This is a genomic window from Papillibacter cinnamivorans DSM 12816, from assembly GCF_900176335.1.
GTDB classification, from domain to species: Bacteria; Bacillota; Clostridia; order Oscillospirales; family Oscillospiraceae; genus Papillibacter; species Papillibacter cinnamivorans.
Genome location: NZ_FWXW01000003.1, coordinates 96,399 through 116,388 on the forward strand (window position 1 = coordinate 96,399; position 19,990 = coordinate 116,388).

Consider the following 19,990-nt stretch of genomic DNA (forward strand, 5'->3'; position numbering starts at 1 on the left):
GCTCATAAATGGATATACTGTTTGAACACGTCACCGCCGTCACCATGGACGAGGCCTCGCCCGTCCTGGAGGACGCTTTCGTGCTGGTATCGGGGCGGAAGATCGTTTCCGTCACAAGGCAGGAGCCGGAACATTTCAAGGGCAGGCGCATTTCGGGACAGAACAAGGTTCTCATGCCGGGCCTCGTGAACGCTCACACCCACATCCCCATGACGCTCCTGCGGGGATACGCCGACGGCTATGACCTGCAGACCTGGCTGAACGACTACATCTTTCCCGCGGAGGCCCAACTTACCGAACGGGCGGTCACCGCGGGAACCTATCTGGGACTGGCGGAGATGATCGCCTCGGGGACCACCTCCTTTTCCGACATGTACTATTTCTGCGACCGGATCGCCCAGGCCGCGGCGGCGGCGGGAATCCAGGCCAACATCTGCCGCGCCGTCATTTCCTTCGACCCGGAGTACCGGTTTGAGACCGACCAGGCGGGGATCGAGCTGCGGGAGCTGAAGGAGCGCTGGCACGGCTACGACGAGGGGCGGATCCAGATCGAGGCCTCCATCCACGGGGAATACACCTCCCACGAGAAAGTGTGGCGGGCCGTGGCCGGATACGCCCGGGAGCATGGTCTGGGGATGCACGTCCACGTGTCGGAAACGAAGAAGGAGCACGAGGAGTGTATCGCCAGGAGCGGCCTGACCCCCGCCCAGACGCTGGACAGGGCGGGAGTATGGGACACGAGGGCTCAGGCCGCCCACTGCGTCTGGGTATCGGAGGAGGATCTGGAGCTTTTCGCGCGCAAAAAGGTCACCGCGGTCCACAACCCGGTGAGCAACCAAAAGCTGGCCAGCGGGATCGCCCCGGTCCCCGCCATGCTGCGGCAGGGCGTCAACGTCGCCCTGGGGACCGACGGGGTGGCCTCCAACAACTGCCACGATCTTTTCGGCGAGATGAAATCCGCCGCTCTCATCCACAAGGCGGCGACGCTGGATCCCACCGTGATACCGGCCCTCGAGGTCCTCAAAATGGCCACTGCGGGCGGAAACGCGGCCCAGGGGCGAAACGGCGGAAGGATTGAGGCCGGCATGGACGCAAACCTCATTTTGCTGGACTTCGACAAGCCCCACCTGACCCCCTGCCACAGTGTCGTTTCCAACCTGGTGTTCGCGGCCCGGGGAAGCGACGTGGTTCTGACCATGGTACGGGGCAAGGTCCTCTATGAAAAGGGCGAATGGAAAACCATCGATCTGGACGCCGTAATGCACGAGGTACGCAATTACGCGGTGCCGAAAATTTTGGGGCGGCTCTAGACAGGCATGCGGCACTTTATTGCCGGCAGCCGCTTGCTTTTTTTCAGAAAGTGTGAATATATATAGTGGTGTCCCGGCGGCTTTGGCCCGGCGGGGGATCTGAATCCGGAAGGACTGTGTATTTTGAGCAAGACCAAAGGGCAAACTTTTCTGGGCGGAGCGGCCATTTTAGCCGCCTCGGTAGTCATCGTCAAGCTTCTCGGTGCTTTGTATAAAATCCCTCTGGGCAATCTTCTGGATTCCCAGGGAATGGCGCACTTTTACGTCGCCTACAATATCTATAACCTACTGCTGACCATCTGCACCGCGGGCCTTCCCATCGCCCTGTCCAAGATGGTCTCCGAGGCAAACGCCCTGGGAAAACACAATCAGGTGAAGCGCATCTTTTCCGTCTCTTTGACCACTTTTTTTATCATAGGCGCCGCCGCCACCCTGGTCATGTTTTTCTTTTCCGGGCCGCTGGCCAATTTCATGAACGATCCCCTCGCATCCCAGTCGATTCATGTCCTGGCGCCCGCCGTGGTCTGCATCTGCATCGTGTCCGCTATCCGGGGCTACGAGCAGGGCCTGGGGAACATGGCTCCCACCGCCATATCTCAGGTCCTGATGGCCCTGGGCAAGCTCATCGTGGGCCTGACAGCGGCATGGTTTCTCGTAAAATGGGGATACGGCCCTGAAATCTCCGCCGCGGGCGCCACCTTCGGCGATACCGTGGGCATCGTGATTTCCATGATTTTTTTGATTGTCCTTGTTCTCCATACCCGGAGCATGCGGTCAGAAGCTTCCTCTGACAAACCGCAAGCTTCCGGTGAGATTTTCAAACGGATCATGCAGATCGGTATCCCCATTACCATCGGCTCCTCCGCCATGAGCATCATCACGCTGCTGGACGCCACCATCGTCCTGGGCCGGCTGCAGAGCGCGCTGGGTCTTTCCGTGGAGGACGCCACCACTTTGTACGGGCAATACACCTTCGGTATGAACCTGTTTTCCCTCCCTTCCGCATTTATGCCGGCGCTGGGGGCCAGCCTGATCCCCTTCGTAAGCGCATCCCTTGCCCGGCGGGACACCAAGGGGGTATCCAGGATCGTCACCGCCGCCATGCGGGTCACCGCCCTTCTGGCCCTTCCGGCCGGGATCGGGCTTTCGGTCCTCTCCGGGCCGATCCTGCACCTTCTATATCCCGCGGTTCCGGAAACTGCAGCCGCCGCGGCGCCGATGCTCCGCGTGCTGGGCATCGCCGTGATTTTCGTCTGCCTGATGCTGCTGGCCAACTCCATCCTCCAGGCTCACGGCTGGGTCAACATCCCCATCCTCACCATGGTCATCGGCGGTATCGTCAAGATCGTGACGAACTATTTTCTGGTGGGGACGCCCAGCATCAACATCCACGGGGCTCCCATCGGAACACTGTGCTGTTACGCGGTCATCGCGATACTCAATTTGATCATTGTCGCCCGGATGATGCCAGGAAAGCTCAACTACGCCGCGATCTTCTTTAAGCCCGTAATCGCCTCCCTTCTCATGGGAGCGGCGGCGCTGGGCGTTTATCAGGCGATGGCGGGGTTTACGGGAAATTCCATCGCAACGGTGGGAGCCATCGCCGTGGCGGGGCTTTTCTACCTGATTTTGGTGCTGGTTATGCGGATCATCACCCGTGAGGATTTAAAATTAATCCCCAAGGGGGAGAAAATCGCAAATATTTTGCGGTTAAAGTGACAAAATCTTAAAAACAGCTTGCAGAGGTCGTCAAAGTATGGTAAATTTTGATTGCAAAGAGCATTACAAATTCCCCGATTTAGTAGAAATCATAAGGCTTTTACGGTCGCCGGGGGGATGCCCCTGGGACAGGGAGCAGACCCATCGGAGCATCCGCAGGAATCTCCTGGAAGAAGCATACGAGGCGGCGGAAGCCATCGACACCGAAGACGCCGGTCTCCTGTGCGAGGAGCTGGGAGATGTTTTGATGCAGGTGGTGTTCCACGCGCGCATCGAGGAGGAAGCCGGAGGATTCGATATAGACGCGGTTTCCGACGGAATCTGCAAAAAACTCATCGAACGGCATCCCCACGTGTTCGGCAGCGTTTGTGTTTCCGGTTCCGACGAGGTACTCGTCAACTGGGACCAGATCAAGCGGAAGGAAAAGGGACAAGCCACCACCGCCTCCGCCATGGACTCGGTGGCCCGCAGCCTTCCCTCCCTGTGGCGCGCGGAAAAGATTCAGAGCAAGGCAGCCAAGGTCGGATTTGACTGGCCGGACGTGAGCGGCGCGCTGGACAAGCTTAGGGAGGAAACGGAAGAGCTCCACGCGGCGGCGGGCGGCGAGGGGGATCCCCGGGAGGAACTTGGCGATCTTCTGTTTTCGGCGGTAAACACGGCCCGTTTTTTAAAGATCGATCCCGAGGAAGCGCTGAACGAGGCGTGCGAAAAGTTCATCACCCGGTTCCGGCATGTGGAAGCGGCAGCGGAGCAGGCCGGAAAACCGCTTTCCTCCATGACTCTTGCGGAAATGGATCTCCTCTGGGACGAGGCAAAACAGTCTTAACAATGAAGCACCGCTTCATTTTAAGAGATAGACCGAAGGTTGTTTATCAACTGAACGTTACTATTATTTCATAGGAGGGTACAAAATGAATAAAGCAGAGCTTATCAATGCAGCCGCAGAAAAAGCCGGTCTTTCCAAAAAGGATACAGAGCGCGTTTTGAATGCCTCAATTGATGTCATCAGCGGAGCCCTTGCAGACGGCGACAAGGTTCAGCTGGTCGGGTTCGGAGCTTTTGAAGTCAAGAACAGGGCCGCACGGATCGGCCGTAACCCCAAGACCAAGGAGAGCATCGAAATCCCCGCTTCCAAGGTTCCCATGTTCAAGCCCGGCAAGGCCCTGAAGGATACCGTGTCCAAATAAATACCCCGCCGCGGCTTCGGTAAGGCACGCCGAAGCCGCGGTTTTTATTCCAGCGGTAATGAAGCACAGCCCATTCGCGGTCTGCGCCTCATATCCATATCGGTCATCGCCGGTGCCCGTCGGAGGAGAGTACAGAATGAGACTGGATAAATTTCTCAAGGTTTCCCGCCTGATCAAGCGCCGGACGGTGGCAAACGAAGCCTGCGACAACGAAAGGGTGACGGTGAACGGGCGTCCGGCCAGGGCGTCTTACGCCGTCAAGGAGGGAGACCGGATTTCCATCCGCTACGGCGACAAATCTCTGGAGGTGGAAGTGGTTTCCCTGCAGGAGCATGCCGGAAAGGCGGAGGCTTCCGCCATGTACCGGGAGATATAGGGCTGCGCGTCCCGGAATACGGAGCATGATATTTTATTTTTAAATCCAGGTTCTCAGCGGCATCCCGAAAGGAACGCCGCTTTTGCGCTTTATCCGGGACCTGTGTATTCAGCCGGATCGTACAATATCAGCATGCAGATTTATGGCTGCGGGCGTACAAGCGCCCATAGCCATAAATACCAATCTCCAATTTTATTGAAGATAAGTATAAAACCCCGTCCAGGTAAGTATAAATGTACAAACCGTACTGGAGGGGGCTGCATTATGGCTTACGAGGAGAAAATCCAACGGAACGGCCTTGTTCATCATATCGTCATGGAGGGACGGGAGCATTTGAGCGTGTCCGGCGTGGAGGACGTGGAGAGTTTCGACGAGACCGGCATCGTCATGATTACCTCTCAGGGTACTCTGGTGGTCCGGGGAAACGAGCTGCGCATTGGGAAGCTGAACCTGGAGGGCGGGGAACTGAGCGTGGAGGGCACCATCGATTCGCTCACCTACGAAGAAGATCTCCGGGAGCGCGGGGGTCTTTTCAGCCGCCTGTTCCGCTGAAAAATGACACAGTCCGTTTCGCTGCAGCTGACGCAGTTCGTCAATTCGATCCTGCTGGGTTTCGCCGTCGGCATTCTCTATGATCTGCTCCGCGCTCTCCGCGCGCGCCGCGCTTCGGCTTTTCTGACCGCGCTGCTGGACATCCTTTTCTGGCTCCTGGCGGCGGGCGCGCTTTTTGGGTTCGCCATGCAGGTGGGATTCGGGGAGCTGCGCATCTTTATGGCGGCGGGAGCCGCGGGGGGCGGCGTCATATACTTCTGCTCTATGAGCCGCTTTTTTTTCCGTTTTTTTGTTTTTGGAGTGGACCTTTTGGTAAAATTCCTGAAAATTGTCTTGTTTCCCATACATATGTTAAAAATTCTTTTGAAAAAAGGAGCTGAAAACGCAAAAAATATCTTTCTTTATTATAGAAAATGGTATAAAATAATGAGACACGAAAGAACGCGGAGCAGCAGCCGAGATCACAGACCTAAGTCGGGAAGGGATGGTGCGGTCCGTGAAGATCAAAAGGGCAAGCCTTATCACAAAGATCGTTATCCTGGCGGCATTGATTTACGCGGCCATATCGCTTCTCAATCTCCAGGGTCAGATACAAAACGCCGCAGAGGAAAAGGCGCTTCTGGAAAAACAGATTGAGGAGCAAACCCAAACCAACGCCTCACTGAGCGACGATATCGCCCACAGCGGCGACCCGGACCGGGTGGCGGACATCGCCAGAAAAAAGCTGGGTCTTGTGTCACCGGGCGAGAAGGTCTTTTACGACGTAAGCAACTGAATTTCGCACCTGGATTTCGCGCGTAATCTATGAAGGAGGATTTGTCGTACAATATGGAGCTTGGTGTTGGTACGGTACTTGAGGGAAAGGTCACTGGCATTACCAAATTCGGCGCGTTCGTTGCGCTGCCCGAGGGAAAGACGGGATTGGTGCATATTTCTGAAATTTCCCATTCCTATGTCAACGACATTCGGGAGCATCTGAAGGAAGGGCAGACGGTCAAGGTCAAAATCATCGGGATCGACGCGAACAACCGGATCAATCTTTCCATCAAAAAAACCCTTGAACCGCCGCCCCGTTCGGCAGAACACTCCCGCCCGTCGGCCCACTCTTCCTATACTCCCCGCTCCGCGGCACCAAGAGAGCCCTCCTCTTTCGAGGACAAGATCAAGCAGTTTATGCAGGATTCGGACAGCAAGATGTCCGACCTGAAGCAATACATAGACAAACGCAGCGGTTCCTCCCGGCGCCGAGGCAAATGATGAATACCACAGGATTGCGCAGGCGGGGTCTGCGCAATCCTTCTTTCTCGGGCTTTTCTTTTGTCTGCGCCGTTTCCCCTTAAAAGGCCGCCGGGTTTTTCCGGTCCCGTCCCTGAAGGCAAAAAAAGGCCGCCTTTTAACATAAGGCGGCAAAAAGGGTGGGATAATGGAATGATCCGTAAAGCGTCATTGGTTCAGCTGCAGTTGTATTATACAGAATTTTCCATGCTTGTCCATAGAAAATCCTGTCGAAGAGCAAAAAAAAGATCTGGAATTGAGGAAACCATATGCTGGTAATAAACGGACGGATTCTCACCATGGAACGGGAGGAGTACGATCCCGGCTATGTATGGATAGAAAACGGGATCATCGCAGAATGCGGGTCCATGGATCAGCTTCCGGCCGATATAGGCGGCCCCGTGCTGGACGCGGAGGGCGGCACCGTTCTCCCCGGCCTGATCGACGCCCACTGCCATCTGGGCATGTTCGAGACCCTGCTCAGCCACGACGGGGACGAGGCCAACGAGGACACCGACTCCGCAACGCCGCAGCTCCGGGCCATCGACGGCATCAATCCCATGGACCGGTGCTTCCGGGAGGCGCTGTCCGCGGGCGTGACCACCGTGCTCACCGGTCCCGGGAGCGCAAACGCCATCGGGGGACAGTTCGCGGCTATTAAAACCTACGGGCGGAGAATCGACGACATGATTCTTCAGGCGCCGGCCTGCATCAAGTTCGCCCTGGGAGAAAATCCAAAAACCGCCCATCTCGACCGGGACGAAGGGCCCGTCACCCGTATGGCCACCGCCGCCATCATCCGGGAAAACCTGTTCAAGGCGCAGGAGTATCTCCGCAAAAAGGACGCGGCAATCCGGGACGAGGACGCGGAGGATCCGGATTTCGACATCAAGCTGGAGGCTCTGATCCCCCTGCTCAAGGGCGATCTGGCCGCCCATTTTCATGCCCACAGGGCGGACGATATTTTTACCGCCATACGCATATCCAAAGAATTCGGGCTCAAATGCGTCATCATTCACGGTACCGAGGGGCACCTCATCGCGGACATTCTGGCTAAGGAGAGTATTCCCGTCATCACGGGTCCGCTTCTCACCGACCGGTCCAAACCGGAGCTTTCCAACCAGACCCTGCGGGGACCCGGAGTCCTTTCCTCCGCCGGAGTTCTCACGGCTATCTGCACCGATCATCCGGAAACGCCGGTCCAGTATCTCGTCCTCTGCGCCGCCATGGCCACCAAAAGCGGGATGAAGGAGGCGGACGCGCTGCGCTCCATCACCATTCATCCCGCCAGAATCGCCGGCATCGACCGGCGGGTGGGCTCCATCGCGCCAGGTAAGGACGGGGACCTGGTCATTTTCAGCGGACATCCCTTTTCCATGAAAAGCGAGATCCGAGCAGTCATCGCAGGCGGGGTCCGGGCGGTTTAACGCCTGCAGCCATTATCCGGATCTTTTTCACAGGAAAATTCGTATCAACCGTTTTACATCAGTATCACTTTCTGGAGGAACTGCCATGCGCACCATTCACTGCAAGGATATTTCCCGGACCGTTGCTTCCCTTTGCATGGAGGCAAATTACTATCTCCCGACGGATGTGCAAAAGGCTCTCGAGGCCGGGAGGCGGAAGGAGCTTTCCCCCGTCGGGCGCTCCATTCTGGAGGATATTGAGGAAAACTACCGATACGCCGGAGCGCAGTCCATTCCCATCTGCCAGGATACCGGCATGGCGGTGATTTTCTGCGAGCTGGGACAGGAGGTCCACATCGAGGGCGGGGCTTTGGAGGACGCCGTGAACGAGGGCGTGCGCCGTGGATACCTGGATGGGTATCTCCGCAGCTCCGTAGTGGCGGATCCCCTGCGGCGGGAAAACACCGGGGACAACACGCCGGCCGTTTTGCACCTGCGCCTCGTGGAGGGCGACAGTCTGCGCATAACGGCGGCACCCAAGGGCTTCGGAAGCGAAAACATGAGCGCCTTAAAGATGTTCACTCCCGCCGCCAGCGCAGAGGACATTGAAACATACATTGTGGAAACGGTATCCGCCGCCGGAAGCAACCCCTGCCCACCCATCATCCTGGGCGTCGGCCTCGGGGGAACGGCGGAAAAGGCGGCGCTGCTGGCCAAAACCGCTCTGCTCCGGTCTCCCCTGGAGGACAACCCGGATCCCTTTTACGCCGAGATGGAACACCGCCTGCTGGAAAAAATCAACCGTCTGGGGATCGGACCTCAGGGCCTGGGCGGAACCCTCACCGCGCTGGGAGTCAATATCGAGACTTATCCCACCCACATCGCGGGCCTGCCCTGCTCCATCAATATCGGCTGCCACGTCACGCGCCACGCCAGCGCGGTTTTATGAATCAACAATACAGCATCCTCCGGCTGTTTATTCTCAGCCGGGGGTTTTCTATTTTTGCACTGTTTTTACATTCTTCCGTGTGGTATAATACAGATACGGAGAACTTCGAAGGTTTTCCGGCTCAATATGGCTCCTCCTACGGGAGCAGAAGGAGTTGAAACAAATGAGGTTTGTTTTTACCGACAAGAAAGTGGACCTGGCCGACTCCGTTCACAGCTACGCGGAAAAGAAAATAGGAAAGCTGGATCGTTTCTTCCGGGCCGACGCGGAAGCCTTCGTCACCTTCGGCGTCGAAAACAGCCGCTGCACCGTGGAACTCACGGTTCATTCCGGCAATACATTCTTCCGGGCGGAGGAAAGCACTCAGGGCGATATGCGCGTTGCCATCGACGCCTCCGCCACCGCTATCGAGCGGCAAATCCGCAAAAACAAAACCAGGCTTTCCAAGCGCCTGCGCCAGGATGCGTTTGAAAAGGAGATTACCGTTGCGCCGGGAGAGGAAGTACAGGAAGAACTGGAATTCCCCGTGGTACGCACCAAGAAATTCCCCATCAAACCCATGACGGTGGAGGAGGCCATCCTGCAGATGAACCTGCTGGATCACACCTTCTTCGTTTTCCGGAACCAAAACGCCGGAGACGCCTTCGAAGTGGTTTACAAACGGAAAAACGGCGGCTACGGTTTGATCGAAAGCGGCGACTGAGTCTCCGCCGAAAACGGGCCATCGGAACAGTCCAATCTCAGGGCATAGGATGTACGCATCCTATGCCCTGTTCTGTTTTGTCCCATATATACGATTATCCAATAAAAGATTAAACAAAACAGTACGGTTGTCCCCCCGCCTCCGGCGGAAGGACAACCGTACTATTTCATTTGTTGTATCGGCATTTTTATGGAAGTCTGGTATTAGCCGAAGCCGGGCGGGAGGGCCGGGCAGACTGGAAAAACATTTCCATTTTTATATTGACATTTTTGGTTTATGGTTATAAACTTAATCTGTGGTTTATGGATATAAACCGCAGCTGGGAGGACAACATGGATTATCTGCGGCTTTGCGAAAGCGACTACCGTTTTATGCTGACGGTATGGGAAAACGAACCGGTGGCCTCGGGCAGGCTGGTGACCATCTGTAAAGAGAGGCTGGGATGGAAGAAACCCACCACGTATACGGTGCTCCGGAAGCTGTGCGACAGGGGATTCCTGAAAAATGAAGCCTCCGTGGTCACGTCTCTGGTGGCGAAGGAACAGGTGCAGGCCTATGAGAGCGAACACTTTGTGGAACGGGCCTTCGAAGGTTCTCTGCCCCAGTTTCTAGTGTCGTTTCTCGGCGGCAAGACTATTTCCAAAACGGAGGCGGAGGAACTCAAGCGGCTGATCGACGCTCACAGGGAGGGCTGATATGGAAGGACTGTTTCTGAAGATCCTCAACATGAGTATTACGGGAGGCTATGTGATCCTCGCCGTCGTGCTGATCCGCCTTCTTTTACGGCGGGCGCCGAAGAAGTATTCCTACTTCCTTTGGGCCGTGGTCTTTTTCCGCTTAGTCTGCCCGGTATCCTTTTCTTCGGCTATCAGCATATTCGGCATAAAGCCTTTCAATATGTCGGCGGCGCAAAGCTCCGGGGCGGCTGCGCTGACCTACGTCCCCGGGAATATCGGCCTTATGACCCAGCCCCGGGTCACGGTAGGGATCCCCATGGCGAACTCTCTCATCAGCGGGAGCCTGCCGTCGGCCGCGCCAGCCGCCAGCGTGAATCCCCTGCAGATCTGGGTCTCGGTCGGAACCGCTCTGTGGTTTATCGGCATGGCAGCGCTGCTTCTGTACGGCATCGTATCGTTTATTCGGGTACGGCGCAGGATGTCCACCGCCGTTTTGCGTAAGGACGGAATCCGGCAGTCGGATAAAATCCGGACGCCTTTCATTCTGGGTTTTTTCAGGCCAAAAATCTATATCCCCTTCGGGCTTTCGGAAAAAGAAGAGGAATACATTCTTTCTCATGAAAGGTACCATCTCAGGCGCATGGACCATATCATCAAACCGGTGGGCTTTCTCGTTCTGGTCCTTCACTGGTTCAATCCCCTGGTCTGGCTGGCCTACGCGCTTATGAGCCGGGATATGGAGATGAGCTGCGACGAGTACGTCCTCGCCCACAGGGGCGGCGGCATTTCGGCTGCCTACAGCACCTCTCTGCTGTCCTTCGCCTCCAACCGGCGCTTGCCGTCTGCCGGCCCATTATGCTTCGGGGAGACCGGGATCCGGGAACGGATCCGGAACGCCCTGAACTGGAAACGGCCCCGACTGTGGGTGACCGTAGCCGCGGGAGTTCTGTGCGCCCTTGCAATCGTCTCATGCGCCGCCAATCCGAAGGAAAGCCAGGCGGCGGAAGACGGGATGCCCATCGGAACCTACGCATTTGAAAAACAGGTCTATATGAACCCTTTAAGCTCCTTCATCGCCTTCGACGATTATGTGGAATACTATGCCCTCACCGACAACACCTTTACCGTCATCAGTTACGACGGAAACCGATACCCTTTTTCCATCACACCGGAAGAAACGGAATTTGACGAAGCAGCTTTCAAAGACAGTTTTTTTATTCAGATGGAACCCATCGACGTTTCACAGTACAAGATACGCAAGCAATACAATCTTATAGGCGCCAACCGCAGGATTTACGTGATGGACGACGAAATCTGGATCGCCTCCGTGCATGAGATCACATCGGGGACCAGGCCGGGGGAATATATCTGGTCCATCTACCGGATCGTACCCTATGACGGGGTACTGCCGGGGACCATCTCGCCGGACGCCGGCGCCAAGGCAGAGTCGCTGGAGCTGCTGGACGGCATATTTCAGGGCGGGGCCTATTTAAGCTATATCGACATGGGTTCTCTCGCGCAGAGCCACACCTCATCGGTGCGTCATTTCGCGCTGCCGGAGGACGAATACCTGGAACGGTACCGGGTTTTATTCGACTGCGACTGGGAAAAAAGTGACGAGCTGCGGGACCCGGCAGACGGCGAGGCATGCCTGTTTCTGGGCAAAGACACAACCGGCTTCTGGTTTTTTCCGTACACCAACGAAGTGAGCTATATGGAAGACGGCACGGCCGCCGCCACCTGGCGGGCGGGGAGCGGGACCGGCACTCTCTACGAGGTCATCCTGGCGGAGTTTTCGGGATATGAAGCGGATTATACCAATGTGACGATTCCGGCGGGGGAAGGCGACAGTTTTGAGGAGGCCGCCCGGGCGTACCTGGAGGAATACGGCACGTATCTTCAGAATATGACGCCGGAGAACCTGGAGCGGATTACGGACTTCAAGACACTGGACACGGAGGTCTTCCTGACAAAGGAAGGAGACGACTCCATCTTCGGCTTCCGGTGCCGTTTCGCCGTGAAGCCGGTCGTCTACAATTCCGTTTTCTGGTGGTCGGGAAACACCGAAACCGGAACCGGGGAGCTGGACGGCTGGCTCATCATGTACCGGGAGCTCCGCCTGGAGCGGCAAGACGGCCTTTGGCAGTGCACCGACATGGGCACTGGGGGCCTGAGCCTGGAATAATCCTTTGCTCCTGTCTATCCCTATATCATACTATTCTCCAATAAAAGATTAAACAAGATCGTACGGTTGTCCCCCGCCTCCGGCGGGGGACAACCGTACGATCTTGTTTGTTGTATCGACATTTTTATTGCAGTCTAGTATCCGGAAAGCGGTGCGCTGCAAATTTCACAAAAATACCGCTGAATCTGTAAAATATGTGCGTTTTGCAGCAGCACCGTTTTCCAAGACGCGGACGGGATTTTCTTTTTGGGGCTTTCCCAGCTTTCGGCGGCGTTGTATACTGTAAACAGGTCGCCTTTATCGGGCCGTCTTCCGGAGGACAGGCAAGAGCTTCCGGGCCAGGGCGCAGGCCACCGCTATTTTTAGAAAATCCCCGGGGAGAAAGATAAGCATCCCCTTCTGCACCACGTCCCAGGCCGAAAAGCTCCGGCCCAGATACAGGTTTAAAATCAGATACATGTACGGAAGCCCTACGGCGTAGAGCGCAGCAAGACCGGCAAGGCACGCCGGGACGAGGCGCCGGAGCTCGGTTCTTCCCCCGGCGATTCTGCCGGCAACCCAGGCCATCGCTATGAGGCCGAAGAGGAAGCCGCAGGTCGGCGTAAGCAAATACGAAATGCCGCCGCCCCCCGTGAACACGGGGATCCCCACAAGCCCCAGGATAACATACGCCGCCTGGGACAACGCTCCCAGCTTTGCGCCCAGCAGGATGCCGGCCAAAAGAGTGAACAGCAGCTGAAGAGTTATGTAGGAAACACCGGCGGGTATCCGGACGAACGCCCCCACGGCGGTGAGGGCCGTGAAGAGCGAGGCTAAAATCAGATCTCTGGTTTTCATGAAGGCCTCCATTGTAAACTTATTTCTAATATATAGTTTACAATCAGTGTAACAGACAATCTTTTTTCTGTAAAGGGGTGAGCGGGTGCTTCGCCAAAAAATACTGCAGATCCTGTCCCGGCGCGCCGGCTTTTATGTCTCCGGAGAGGAGATGAGCCGGGAACTGAAGGTCACCCGCGCGGCTGTATGGAAGGCCGTGGCCGCCCTACGGGAGGCGGGATATGAGATTTCCTCCGTCACCAACCGGGGGTACCGCCTGGATGGCGTCCCGGATTTGCTGTCGGCCGAGGCCATCCGGATAAAATACGATACCCGGACGGTGGGACAGGACCTGATTTTCCTGGAAAGCGTCGACTCCACCAACACCTACGCCAAGAGCCTGGCGCTTTCCGGCGCGGCGGACGGGACGGTGATCCTCGCGGAGGAGCAGACGGGAGGACGGGGCCGAATGGGGCGCTCCTTCCAGTCTTCCAAAGGCAAGGGGGTCTACCTCACCGCCATTTTTCTTCCCCAGGCGGAGCCCGCCGCCATGCTGACGCTGACGGCCAGGGTCGCCGTGGCGGTCTGCGACGCGGTGGAGGACGCCTGCGGGGTAAGGCCGCAAATCAAATGGACCAACGACATCCTCATGAGCGAAAAGAAGCTCTGCGGCATCCTCACGGAAATGGGCATCGAGGGGGAGAGCGGAAGACTGCAGTACGTGGTGGCGGGAATGGGGATCAACGTGGGGCACCGGCGGGAGGATTTCGACGAGGCGGTGCGCCCTGTGGCAACTTCCCTGTTTTTACAGCTGGGGAAAACCGTTTCCCGGGCCGAGCTGGCGGCGAAACTGATTTCCCGTCTGGACGGCATGTACGCTGAGCTTCTCGCCGGGTCCCGGGACTATCTGGAACGCTATCGGAAGGACTGCATCACCGTGGGACGCCGGGTCCGGGTAATCCGTGGAGAGTCCGTCCGGCCCGCGTTCGCTTTGGGGATCGGAGAGGACGCCTCGCTCCTTGTCCGGTACGAGGACGGGAGCACGGAGGATCTCATCGCCGGGGAGGTCACGGTGCGGGGCTCGGAGGGGTATATCTGATATTATGTTGTTTCCCTTCCTGATTTCTAAACAGCCAGGCACGGGGACACAAACAGAAACGGACGCGGAATTTTCATTCCGCGTCCGTTTTTTTTGCTTGCATACCGCAAAGCCAAAGAATAGCAGCGATCAGCGCTCCTCCCGGAAGTAGGGATTGCCCAGGTTTTTGGGAGGCTGATTTTCCTTCTTCTTGCGTAGGCCGATGAAGACCAGAACAAGGATGGTGACCAGATAGGGCAGCATATCCAGCAGCTGCGAGGAAATCACGACTCCCCCCAGGAAGGGGATGCCGCCCTGGAGCTTGAAGCCCACGCCCCTGAGAGCACCGAAGAGATAGGCACCCGCAATCGCCCGGATGGGATTCCATGTAGCGAAGATGACCAGGGCCACCGCAATCCAGCCGGCGCCGGCGGTGATGCCGTCCTGCCAGCTGGGCACGTAGACCAACGACAAAAAGGCGCCGCCGATACCGCACAGGCAGCCTCCCGCCACGATATTGGAGTACTTATAAAGGGTAACTCCGATGCCGGAAGCGTCCGCCGCCGCGGGATTTTCCCCCACCATGCGGGTATTGAGGCCGATGCTGGTCTTATTGAGATAAACATACACGATAACGGCCGTCACCAGGGCCATCTGGACGTATATGCTCTGGTCGAAGAGCATTTTCCCAATCACCGGAATATCGGAAAGGACCGGTATCGCTTTGGCCGCAAAGGCCGCGGTGATGCTGTCCGGAAGAGCGAGGCCCGAGATGCTTTTTCCAATCATGCCGGAAACCCCGGTGCCGAAGATGGTAAGGACCAGACCGGTCACCACTTGGTTGCCGCGGAGGGTAACGGTGATAAAGGCATAAATAAGAGCGCCCACTCCACCGGCCAGGGCAGCGGCCAGCACAGCCAGAAGAGGATTGCCGGTCTGGTAGGCAACGCTGAAGCCGAAGGAGGCTCCCATGAGCATCATGCCCTCCACGCCCAGGTTCAGGTGCCCCACCTTTTCGCCCATGATGGCACCCAGGGTGGCAAAGAGCACATGAGTCCCCATCTGGGCGGAAACCTGGAGGAAGAGCTCCAGGGAGTTTAAAAAGCCGTTCATGCGTCATGCACCTCCCCGGCGCTTTTTTTCTTCTGAAATACAACGGAATATTGGATAAAAAATTCGCTGCCCAGGACGAAAAAGAGAATAATTCCCTGGAGCACTCCCGCCACGGCGGAAGGGATCTTCATGGAGCTCTGGAGATAGGCCCCGCCCTGGATGAGCACCGAAAAGAGGAAGGAGACCAGGACGACGGCGGGCGCGCTCAGGCGGGCCAGCCAGCAGGTGATCACCGCGGTGAAGCCAAGGCCGCCGGAGAGCTGGTCGTTGAGGGTCCTCTCGATCCCCGAGGCCTGCATCATTCCGGCAAGGCCGCAGAGGCCGCCGCTTATCAGGACCGCCGTAACGGTGATTTTCGCAACGCTCATGCCGGCATACCGGGCGGTGGTATCGCTTTCGCCCAGCACCGCGATTTCATACCCCAGCTTGGACTTTTTCAGCAAAATGTGAATCACGACCACCAGAACCAGGGCGATGATCCAGCCGATATGAATGCCGAAAACCTTCGGGAGGACGGCGCCGGACGAAAACGCAGCCATCTTGGGGAAACCGATGCCATTGGGGTCCTTCCAGGGACCGTACTGGAGATAGGAGACCCATTTGATGGCGATGTAGTTGAGCATCAATGTGACGAGGGTCTCACTGGTGGAAAATTTCAGCTTCAGGAGGGCGGGGATCAGCGCCCAGAGGCCCCCGAAAACGGCTCCCACAAGCATCATGAAGGCCAGGAGAAGCGGAGAGGGAAGGGTCGGGAGGGAATAAGCCACCAAAGCCGCCCCGAAAGCTCCCATATAGAGCTGACCTTCCGCGCCGATGTTCCAGAATTTCATTTTAAAGGCAACGGCAATACCCAAAGAAAGGACCACCAGGGGTATGGTCTTGTGGATGGTCTCCCGGAAGCGGTAGGCCGACATGAGGGAGCCCTCCACAATCTTGGCGTATACCAAAAAGGGATTGTAGCCCAGAAGCGCCATGATGACGGCGGAGGCAACCAGAGCGAAGAAGACGGCGGACACGCGCATCAGGGTCTCTCTGCGGTGGGACCCCTCGGGACGCTTGACGATCTTAAGCATAGGCCTCTCCTTCCCTGCCGCGCCCCAGCATCATAAGGCCCAGCTCCTCTTTCGACGTCACCCGCGGATCCACGATGCCCATGGACCTGCCGGCGTGGAGAACCAGAATCCTGTCGCAAAGCTGCAGGAGCACGTCCAAATCCTCTCCGATGAAGAGAACCCCCACTCCCGAGCGCTTCTGTTCGTTCAAAACGTCGTATATGTTGTAGGAAGCTCCGATATCCAGGCCGCGCACGGGATAGGCCGTAATGAGAAGGTGGGGGTTCATGTCCACTTCCCTGCCCAGCAGCACCTTCTGGATATTGCCTCCGGAGAGCTTCTTCACGATGTGAAAAACGGAGGGGGTCGAAATATCAAATCGCTTCACGATTTTTTCGGCCAGTTTTTTCCCCGCCGCCCGATCCATGAAAAGGCCGGGGCTGGCGTGATAGTTTTTCAGCATGACGTTGTCCACAATGTTCATTCCGGCTACCAGGCCCATGCCCAGGCGGTCTTCCGGAATGAAGCTCATACTGATCCCCTTTCGGATGATCTTTCCGGGGGTCATGCCCAAAATCTCCTCGCCCATAAAGCGGACGGAGCCCGCCGTCGCTTTGCACAGCCCGGCAACGATCTCGCACAGCTCCTTCTGCCCGCTGCCCGCGATCCCCGCCACGCCTAAAATTTCACCGCCGTACAAATCGAAGCTCATGTCGGACAGGAGCTTCACGTTCTCCTCATCCCGGGCTTCAAGGCCTTCCACGCGGAGAAGAGGTTCGGCGGTTTTTTGCGTCTCGGTCCGCTCCACCTCCAGCTTGATGGCGCGGCCCACCATCTGCTCGGCCAGCTCCAGCGGCGAGACGCCGGCGGTTTCCAGAGTGGAAACGCTCTCTCCTTTTCGGAGAATGGTGACCCGGTCGCTGATCTCCAGGACCTCATTTAATTTATGGGTAATGATAATGATCGCGCAGCCCTCGTTTTTCATATTCCGGAGAATATCGAAAAGGGTTTGAATTTCCTGAGGGGTGAGAACTGCGGTGGGTTCGTCCAGGATCAAAATACGGGCGCCCCGGTAAAGCATTTTCAGGATCTCCACCGTCTGCTTTTCCCCTACCGACATATTGTAGACCTTTTTGTCCGGGTTCACCACGAGCCCGTACCTCTGGCCGATGGCGGCGATTTCCCCGGAAAGAGTCTTACCCCGGACGAAAAAGCCCGTCTTGCTGCCGGCGGCGATATTTTCCTTGGCGGTCATCACATCCACCAGCTTAAAATGCTGGTGGACCATGCCGATTCCCTGCTCGATAGCGTCCCGGGGGGAAGAAAAATACACCGGTTTTCCGTCAATGAAAATTTCTCCGCCGTCGGGAGAGTATATGCCGGCCAGCATGTTCACGAGAGTGCTCTTCCCGGAGCCGTTTTCGCCCAGCAGGGCGTGGATCTCGCCCTTGTTGACGGAGAGGCAGACATCACGGTTTGCCACCACGCTTCCAAAGGACTTACAGATGTTTTTCAGTTCGATATAGGCATGATCCGACATACAGACCTCCATGACGCGGGATACCGGCTCTCAACCCAAGACACGGACAAAGTCCGGACCTCCGGTTCAAAACCGGGAGCTGCGCTTTTTCAGCAACCCGACAAGGCTGTGCAGATGCACAGCCTTGTCGCCGGTTGCTTCCGTATCTTCGCGGAAAAACTTATTCGGGAATGGTTCCGATGACGCCCTTGACAAACCAGCTCATGTTCCAGATCTCGTCGTCGGTCATCGTGGTGCCTTCGGCAACCTTCACATTGCCGTCCTGATCGTAGAGAGGACCGGTGAAGGGTTCAAGCTCGCCGGACTCGATCTTGGCCTGGGCGGCGGCAACGGCGTCGGCAGTGCCTTCGGCGCAGTTGGCGGTGAGATCGTCCAAAGAAACCATGCCGGCAGAGAGGCCTTCCCAGTAAGCGCGGCTGGTCCAGGTGCCGTCAATGATCTTCTGTACGTCGTCCACATAGAACTTCTCCCAGTGGAAGAGGGGGGCGGTGAGATAGGCGTTGGGAGCGGCGTCGGGAGTGGAGGTGTTATAACCGACGGCGAAGGCGCCCTTCTCCTGAGCGGCGATCTGGGTGGCGGTGCTGTCCTGGTGCTGAGCCATGACATCGCAGCCCTTGTTCAAAAGCTCGATGGCGGCCTGTTTTTCCACGGCGGGATCATACCAGGTGTTGGTCCAGACGACTTCCACAGTGGCGTCGGGATTGACGGACTGCACACCCAGGGTAAAGGCGTTGATGCCGCGGATGACTTCCGGGATGGCATAGGCGGCCACATAGCCGATTTTACCGTTCTGCGTTTTCATGCCGGCGACGATGCCCGCGAGGTATCTGGCCTGATAGATTTTTCCGAAATAGGTGGAGAGGTTGTCCGAGCGCATATATCCGGAGCAGTGTCCAAAATAGACGTCGGGATGCTCTTTTGCCACTTCCACCGTGTATTCCATGAAACCGAAGCTGGTGGCGTAAATCACGTTGCAGCCCTGATCGATGAGGTCGTTCATGGCTTTCTCAGAGTCGGCGTTCTCAGGAACGTCTTCCACGTACATGCACTGAATGCCCATGGCTTCCAGCGCCAGCCTGCCCTGATCGTGAGCCTGGGTGTATCCCTGGTCGTTGATTTCACCAATGTAGATAAATCCGACCTTCAGGTCTTCCTTGGGGATACCGGCGGCCTGTGTGGGTTCCTCGGTGGGCGCCGCGGTGGGGGTCGGGGTGGCCTGGGTGCCGGTTCCGCCGCAGGCGGTGAGGACCAGCACCATGGCTGCTGCAAGAAGCGACGCAATCCATCTCTTCTTCACTATTTTTTCCTCCCAAATTTTTTTATATTTACACGGCTTAAGCCAAGTGTAAATCCGAATCGGGCATTACCGGAACACAATCCCGGTCCTGGGATCCATGGATTCAATCACTGCCAAAGATTCCACGCGGACTCCCCTGGCACGGACCAGGGCTCCGCCCTCCTGAAATCCTTTTTCAATCACGATACCCGCGCCCACCAGCTGGGCGCCCGCATCCTGCACCAGCCCCACCAGGCCGAGAAGCGCGCTGCCGCGGGCCAGGAAATCGTCTATAATCAAAACCCTGTCCTCGGGCTTTAAAAACTCCCTGGAGACGATGATGTCGTAGCTTCTCCCATGAGTAAAGGATTCCACGCTGCGGGTATAAACATCCCCCGAAATGTTCTTGGTCTGATTTTTCTTTGCAAATAGCACCGGAACATTAAAAAACTGCGCCGCAACACACGCGATCCCTATGCCGGAAGCTTCCACCGTCAGGATTTTCGTTACACCGCAGTCACCAAATATTCTTTTAAATTCTTTTCCGATTTCACAAAGCAGAGAAACGTCGATCTGGTGATTCAAGAAGCTGTCCACCTTCAGAACGTTTCCCTCTTTTACTTTTCCATCTCTGCAGATCCTGTCCTTCAAAAGCTGCATGGCGGGCCTCTTTCTGCCCCCTCATCCGGGGCAAACACATTGACAGAAAACACACGTGCCTTATATTAAAATTTTACCTTACCGGCGCATATTAAACAATTTATTTATTTGAACAA

At 56.8% G+C, this 19,990-nt stretch carries 21 protein-coding genes; 15 read left to right on the forward strand and 6 right to left on the reverse strand.

Annotated elements, in window-relative coordinates:
- Positions 1-8: 8 nt before the first annotated feature.
- The 14 genes from B9A13_RS05325 (at position 9) to B9A13_RS05390 (ending at position 12,339) form a co-directional block, all read left to right on the forward strand.
- Positions 9-1,310: an amidohydrolase family protein gene (locus B9A13_RS05325; RefSeq protein WP_084234023.1), complete on the forward strand. Its 1,302-nt coding sequence runs from the start codon at positions 9-11 to the stop codon at positions 1,308-1,310.
- A gap of 123 nt (positions 1,311-1,433) precedes the next feature.
- Positions 1,434-3,029, forward strand: a complete 1,596-nt coding sequence (locus B9A13_RS05330; protein WP_242942790.1) for a putative polysaccharide biosynthesis protein — start codon at positions 1,434-1,436, stop codon at positions 3,027-3,029.
- A gap of 37 nt (positions 3,030-3,066) precedes the next feature.
- Positions 3,067-3,855, forward strand: a complete 789-nt coding sequence (gene mazG, locus B9A13_RS05335) for a nucleoside triphosphate pyrophosphohydrolase (protein WP_084234025.1) — start codon at positions 3,067-3,069, stop codon at positions 3,853-3,855.
- Between the two features lie 85 nt (positions 3,856-3,940).
- A complete protein-coding gene (locus B9A13_RS05340; protein WP_084234026.1) occupies positions 3,941-4,216 on the forward strand; it encodes an HU family DNA-binding protein in 276 nt (91 codons plus the stop codon).
- Positions 4,217-4,352: 136 nt separating this feature from the next.
- Complete coding sequence (locus B9A13_RS05345; RefSeq protein WP_084234027.1) at positions 4,353-4,592, forward strand: RNA-binding S4 domain-containing protein; 240 nt, start codon at positions 4,353-4,355, stop codon at positions 4,590-4,592.
- A 264-nt stretch (positions 4,593-4,856) separates the two neighbouring features.
- On the forward strand, positions 4,857-5,144 hold the full coding sequence (gene yabP, locus B9A13_RS05350; protein ID WP_084234028.1) for a sporulation protein YabP: 288 nt from the start codon (positions 4,857-4,859) through the stop codon (positions 5,142-5,144).
- Positions 5,145-5,147: 3 nt separating this feature from the next.
- Positions 5,148-5,780 (forward strand): spore cortex biosynthesis protein YabQ, encoded by a 633-nt coding sequence (yabQ, locus tag B9A13_RS14650; RefSeq protein ID WP_084234029.1) that lies wholly within the window; start codon positions 5,148-5,150, stop codon positions 5,778-5,780.
- Positions 5,692-5,919 carry a septum formation initiator family protein gene (locus B9A13_RS05360; RefSeq protein ID WP_423241260.1) on the forward strand — a complete coding sequence of 76 codons (228 nt, stop codon included), beginning with the start codon at positions 5,692-5,694 and terminating at the stop codon, positions 5,917-5,919. Before yabQ ends, B9A13_RS05360 begins: the two co-directional genes overlap by 89 nt.
- A 53-nt stretch (positions 5,920-5,972) precedes the next feature.
- Positions 5,973-6,401 carry a S1 RNA-binding domain-containing protein gene (locus tag B9A13_RS05365; protein WP_084234031.1) on the forward strand — a complete coding sequence of 143 codons (429 nt, stop codon included), beginning with the start codon at positions 5,973-5,975 and terminating at the stop codon, positions 6,399-6,401.
- A 287-nt stretch (positions 6,402-6,688) separates the two neighbouring features.
- Positions 6,689-7,846 (forward strand): amidohydrolase, encoded by a 1,158-nt coding sequence (locus tag B9A13_RS05370; RefSeq protein ID WP_084234032.1) that lies wholly within the window; start codon positions 6,689-6,691, stop codon positions 7,844-7,846.
- Between the two features lie 85 nt (positions 7,847-7,931).
- Complete coding sequence (locus B9A13_RS05375; protein WP_084234033.1) at positions 7,932-8,774, forward strand: fumarate hydratase; 843 nt, start codon at positions 7,932-7,934, stop codon at positions 8,772-8,774.
- A 163-nt stretch (positions 8,775-8,937) separates the two neighbouring features.
- Entirely contained in the window at positions 8,938-9,477 is a 540-nt protein-coding gene (gene hpf / locus B9A13_RS05380; RefSeq protein ID WP_084234034.1) for a ribosome hibernation-promoting factor, HPF/YfiA family, read from the forward strand.
- A gap of 332 nt (positions 9,478-9,809) precedes the next feature.
- A complete protein-coding gene (locus B9A13_RS05385) occupies positions 9,810-10,172 on the forward strand; it encodes a BlaI/MecI/CopY family transcriptional regulator (protein ID WP_084234378.1) in 363 nt (120 codons plus the stop codon).
- A 1-nt stretch (position 10,173) separates the two neighbouring features.
- A complete protein-coding gene (locus tag B9A13_RS05390) occupies positions 10,174-12,339 on the forward strand; it encodes a M56 family metallopeptidase (protein WP_084234035.1) in 2,166 nt (721 codons plus the stop codon).
- A 297-nt stretch (positions 12,340-12,636) separates the two neighbouring features.
- On the opposite strand, the gene B9A13_RS05395 is transcribed toward B9A13_RS05390, so the two are convergent.
- Positions 12,637-13,176 (reverse strand): biotin transporter BioY, encoded by a 540-nt coding sequence (locus B9A13_RS05395; RefSeq protein ID WP_084234036.1) that lies wholly within the window; start codon positions 13,174-13,176, stop codon positions 12,637-12,639.
- Positions 13,177-13,261: 85 nt separating this feature from the next.
- Between B9A13_RS05395 and B9A13_RS05400 the strand changes: the two genes are divergently transcribed.
- On the forward strand, positions 13,262-14,254 hold the full coding sequence (locus B9A13_RS05400) for a biotin--[acetyl-CoA-carboxylase] ligase (protein WP_084234037.1): 993 nt from the start codon (positions 13,262-13,264) through the stop codon (positions 14,252-14,254).
- Positions 14,255-14,383: 129 nt separating this feature from the next.
- On the opposite strand, the gene B9A13_RS05405 is transcribed toward B9A13_RS05400, so the two are convergent.
- The 5 genes from B9A13_RS05405 to B9A13_RS05425 all read right to left on the reverse strand — a co-directional run bounded on the left by B9A13_RS05405 (position 14,384) and on the right by B9A13_RS05425 (position 19,874).
- A complete protein-coding gene (locus B9A13_RS05405) occupies positions 14,384-15,346 on the reverse strand; it encodes an ABC transporter permease (protein ID WP_084234038.1) in 963 nt (320 codons plus the stop codon).
- Complete coding sequence (locus B9A13_RS05410; protein WP_084234039.1) at positions 15,343-16,419, reverse strand: ABC transporter permease; 1,077 nt, start codon at positions 16,417-16,419, stop codon at positions 15,343-15,345. The genes B9A13_RS05405 and B9A13_RS05410 overlap by 4 nt, the downstream gene beginning before the upstream one ends.
- Positions 16,412-17,938, reverse strand: a complete 1,527-nt coding sequence (locus B9A13_RS05415; RefSeq protein ID WP_084234040.1) for an ABC transporter ATP-binding protein — start codon at positions 17,936-17,938, stop codon at positions 16,412-16,414. The genes B9A13_RS05410 and B9A13_RS05415 overlap by 8 nt, the downstream gene beginning before the upstream one ends.
- 160 nt (positions 17,939-18,098) lie before the next feature.
- Positions 18,099-19,235 (reverse strand): BMP family ABC transporter substrate-binding protein, encoded by a 1,137-nt coding sequence (locus B9A13_RS05420; RefSeq protein ID WP_084234041.1) that lies wholly within the window; start codon positions 19,233-19,235, stop codon positions 18,099-18,101.
- 66 nt (positions 19,236-19,301) lie between these two features.
- On the reverse strand, positions 19,302-19,874 hold the full coding sequence (locus B9A13_RS05425) for a xanthine phosphoribosyltransferase (RefSeq protein ID WP_084234042.1): 573 nt from the start codon (positions 19,872-19,874) through the stop codon (positions 19,302-19,304).
- Positions 19,875-19,990 lie beyond the last annotated feature (116 nt).

What these genes read in the sequence shown, in the direction of transcription:
- B9A13_RS05325 (WP_084234023.1), top strand. Translation starts at nt 9, where the DNA reads ATGGATATACTGTTTGAACACGTCACCGCCGTCACCATGGACGAGGCC.
- mazG (WP_084234025.1), top strand. Translation starts at nt 3,067, where the DNA reads ATGGTAAATTTTGATTGCAAAGAGCATTACAAATTCCCCGATTTAGTA.
- B9A13_RS05340 (WP_084234026.1), top strand. Translation starts at nt 3,941, where the DNA reads ATGAATAAAGCAGAGCTTATCAATGCAGCCGCAGAAAAAGCCGGTCTT.
- B9A13_RS05345 (WP_084234027.1), top strand. Translation starts at nt 4,353, where the DNA reads ATGAGACTGGATAAATTTCTCAAGGTTTCCCGCCTGATCAAGCGCCGG.
- yabP (WP_084234028.1), top strand. Translation starts at nt 4,857, where the DNA reads ATGGCTTACGAGGAGAAAATCCAACGGAACGGCCTTGTTCATCATATC.
- yabQ (WP_084234029.1), top strand. Translation starts at nt 5,148, where the DNA reads ATGACACAGTCCGTTTCGCTGCAGCTGACGCAGTTCGTCAATTCGATC.
- B9A13_RS05365 (WP_084234031.1), top strand. Translation starts at nt 5,973, where the DNA reads ATGGAGCTTGGTGTTGGTACGGTACTTGAGGGAAAGGTCACTGGCATT.
- B9A13_RS05370 (WP_084234032.1), top strand. Translation starts at nt 6,689, where the DNA reads ATGCTGGTAATAAACGGACGGATTCTCACCATGGAACGGGAGGAGTAC.
- B9A13_RS05375 (WP_084234033.1), top strand. Translation starts at nt 7,932, where the DNA reads ATGCGCACCATTCACTGCAAGGATATTTCCCGGACCGTTGCTTCCCTT.
- hpf (WP_084234034.1), top strand. Translation starts at nt 8,938, where the DNA reads ATGAGGTTTGTTTTTACCGACAAGAAAGTGGACCTGGCCGACTCCGTT.
- B9A13_RS05385 (WP_084234378.1), top strand. Translation starts at nt 9,810, where the DNA reads ATGGATTATCTGCGGCTTTGCGAAAGCGACTACCGTTTTATGCTGACG.
- B9A13_RS05390 (WP_084234035.1), top strand. Translation starts at nt 10,174, where the DNA reads ATGGAAGGACTGTTTCTGAAGATCCTCAACATGAGTATTACGGGAGGC.
- B9A13_RS05395 (WP_084234036.1), bottom strand. Translation starts at nt 13,176, where the DNA reads ATGAAAACCAGAGATCTGATTTTAGCCTCGCTCTTCACGGCCCTCACC.
- B9A13_RS05405 (WP_084234038.1), bottom strand. Translation starts at nt 15,346, where the DNA reads ATGAACGGCTTTTTAAACTCCCTGGAGCTCTTCCTCCAGGTTTCCGCC.
- B9A13_RS05410 (WP_084234039.1), bottom strand. Translation starts at nt 16,419, where the DNA reads ATGCTTAAGATCGTCAAGCGTCCCGAGGGGTCCCACCGCAGAGAGACC.
- B9A13_RS05415 (WP_084234040.1), bottom strand. Translation starts at nt 17,938, where the DNA reads ATGTCGGATCATGCCTATATCGAACTGAAAAACATCTGTAAGTCCTTT.
- B9A13_RS05425 (WP_084234042.1), bottom strand. Translation starts at nt 19,874, where the DNA reads ATGCAGCTTTTGAAGGACAGGATCTGCAGAGATGGAAAAGTAAAAGAG.